Source organism: Sphingobium sp. DC-2, from assembly GCF_000722555.1.
Lineage (GTDB): Bacteria > Pseudomonadota > Alphaproteobacteria > Sphingomonadales > Sphingomonadaceae > Sphingobium > Sphingobium quisquiliarum.
Genome location: NZ_JNAC01000137.1, coordinates 1 through 2672 on the forward strand (window position 1 = coordinate 1; position 2672 = coordinate 2672).

The 2672-nt window shown below is 55.1% G+C and carries 2 protein-coding genes; both read right to left on the bottom strand.

Annotated elements, in window-relative coordinates:
• Nucleotides 1-456: DUF488 family protein (locus ET21_RS0122970; protein ID WP_202807163.1), on the bottom strand; the 456-nt coding region annotated here is incomplete at its 3' end.
• A 165-nt stretch (nt 457-621) separates the two neighbouring features.
• Nucleotides 622-2598 carry an excinuclease ABC subunit UvrB gene (gene uvrB / locus ET21_RS0122975; protein ID WP_030541533.1) on the bottom strand — a complete coding sequence of 659 codons (1977 nt, stop codon included), beginning with the start codon at nt 2596-2598 and terminating at the stop codon, nt 622-624.
• Nucleotides 2599-2672: the final 74 nt, after the last annotated feature.

Sequence of the window (2672 nt, forward strand, 5' to 3'; positions counted from 1 at the left end):
CTCCGCTAATTTACGCCGCAATCCGTGCCGAATGTTCTGACGACGGACAGGCCATTTTGTTGCTAAGTATTCTGCGACAAGTCGTCGATGACAGTGGTGCGGCTTGTCCTCGCTGCACAACAGGCATCCACCTTCAATTTTCTCCTTGTCGATCATCTCGATCTGGCGTCGCGATATCAGATCCCGAAATCTTGCGGCATAACTGTTCCAGTCTCCCCCTCTTACCTTGAAATCTTCGAACATATCCTTCGTCGGTGCGAGTTCCGGCAGATGCTCATATTCCATTCCACACAGGGCTTCGGAAAAATATCTCAGGTCGTCACGCTTCGCGAAGCCTGATAACTGTGAAACATTATTGAGGCGAACATCGACAAGCCGTTTGGCGCCGGAGTCTCTCAACCTCGTGAAGAAGTGCTGAGCCGATGACTTGGTGAACCCAATGGTGAATATTCTCATCGTCCTGATCTACCCAAGATCCCCAGCCTCACGGATCTGTGCTGCCGAAGCCCGTATTTGCGTCGGACGAACCATCGTTCCAGGAAAAATACCTCTTTGCTCATTAATGAATGTACTTCAGCGGGTGGCCAGAACGCTTCAGATACCGATCCACGTCTAATGTGATCATAGATAGATAAACTGGCCATATAGCTTGTCCAGGCGAAGGCGAATGTCTTCCGCCAGTGCGTCGTCGCCGGTGTCGACGGCCGACAGCAGACGATGCTCTGCCTCGCCGATCCGATTACAAAGCTCCGAGAGGTTGGCACAGAACGCTTCCGAGTGAACTGAAGGTTCGGACGCCGGAGATTGCTCGGAGGCGATTTTTCGGATGGATGAAGAGGGGGTGACGCCATGCTCTTCGTTAAAGGCAATCTGACGCTGCCTTCGATCGATTGTTTCATCCATTGCCTGTTTCATTGCCGGTGTCACCACATCAGCGTAAAGGATTGCCTTCCCGTTGACGTTCCTGGCGGCTCTGCCGATCATCTGAATCAGAGTCGGCGCCGTTCGTAGGAAGCCCGCGCGATCTGCGTTGAGAATCGCGATCAGGGATGCCTCGGGAATATCCAGTCCCTCGCGCAAGAGACTTATACCGATCAGGACATCAAACTCGCCGGCGCGAAGGCCGTTTATGATCTCAATCCGGTCTTCCGTCTTAATATCGGAGTGCAGATACCGCGCCCGAACGCCCTTGCTTTCAAGGAAGGCATGAAGATTTTCCGTGGCGACCTTCGTGAGCGTCGTCACCAGCACCCGCTCGTTTCTGGCCGCACGCTCGGTAATCTCGCGCAGCAGATCGTCGATGTCTCCCTCGCAGGGACGGACTTCGACTTCAGGGTCCAGCAGGCCGGTGGGTCTCACGATCTGGTCAACGACGCGATCCTGCGAAATATTCAGCTCATATGCGGCAGGGGTTGCGGAAACGAAGATCGTCTGCGGCTTCATGGCCTCGAACTGCCTGAAGCTCAGAGGATGATTGTTCTTGGAGGACGGCAGACGGAAGCCGAACTCGATCAACGTGTCCTTGCGACTCTGATCGCCGCTATACATGGCCGAGATCTGCGGAATCATCACATGGGATTCATCGACGAACAGAAGGCCATCCTTCGGGAGGTAGTCGAGCAAGGTGATCGGAGGAAGGGAGGGATCGCGGCCACTCAGATAGCAGGCGTAGTTTTCCATGCCCGAGCAGTATCCGACCTGCCGCAGCATTTCGGCGTCGTTCGTAATCCGCTCATATAGGCGTTCCGCTTCCACATGGCGGTTTTCGCTGTTTAACTGAGCAACACGCCTTTCCATCTCTTCAAGGATCGCCGTGGCGGCGGTTTCCACCTGGCTTGCCGAGGCTGCCAGAACCGTCTTCGGCGAGACAAGATAGTGAGCGATGCTCTCCAGTTGTTGTCCGGTAGCTGCGTCGATCCAGTCAAGGGTCTCGATCACGCCATTCGACAACCTGAGACGAATGGCCTTGTATTCCGAATCCGCTGGAAAGACCTCGACCATATCGCCGGTAACGCGATAGGTTCCACGCTTCAGCTTGTGCTCGGTACGATCATACTGCAATCGGGCAAAGCCATGAAGAAGCTCGTTCAGGCTCAACCTCGCGCCCGGCGAGAGCGGAACCTGCAATGCCCGATAATCGTCGGGATCGCCCATTCCGTAGATGGACGACACCGAAGCGACGACGATGGTGTCTCGACGCTCGATGAGCGATTTCGTCGTGGACAGGCGCAGGCGCTCCAGATGGTCGTTGATCGCGGAATCTTTCGGGATGAACCGATCACTACCCGGCAGATATACTTCCGGCTGGAAGTAGTCATAGTATGAAACGAAATACTCCACCGCGTTCTCAGGGAAGAACTGTTTCATTTCGTCATAAAGCTGCGCGGTCAGCGTCTTGTTCGGCGCCAGGATCAGGGTGGGCCGCTTCAGGCGATGAATCACATTGGCCATTGTGAAGGTCTTGCCCGATCCGGTGATCCCCTTCAGGGTCTGATGATGCGCCCCCTCTTCGATGCCTGAGATCAGCCGTGCGATGGCTTCGGGCTGATCGCCCGAGGGGGTATATTGAGAGTGCAAAATGAAAACGCCGGTAGACATTAGAAACCCTCCTGCAAGCGTCGTTGTCCGTCGTCAGAACATTCGGCACGGATTGCGGCGTAAATTAGCGGAGT

What these genes read in the sequence shown, in the direction of transcription:
- uvrB (WP_030541533.1), bottom strand. Translation starts at nt 2,598, where the DNA reads ATGTCTACCGGCGTTTTCATTTTGCACTCTCAATATACCCCCTCGGGC.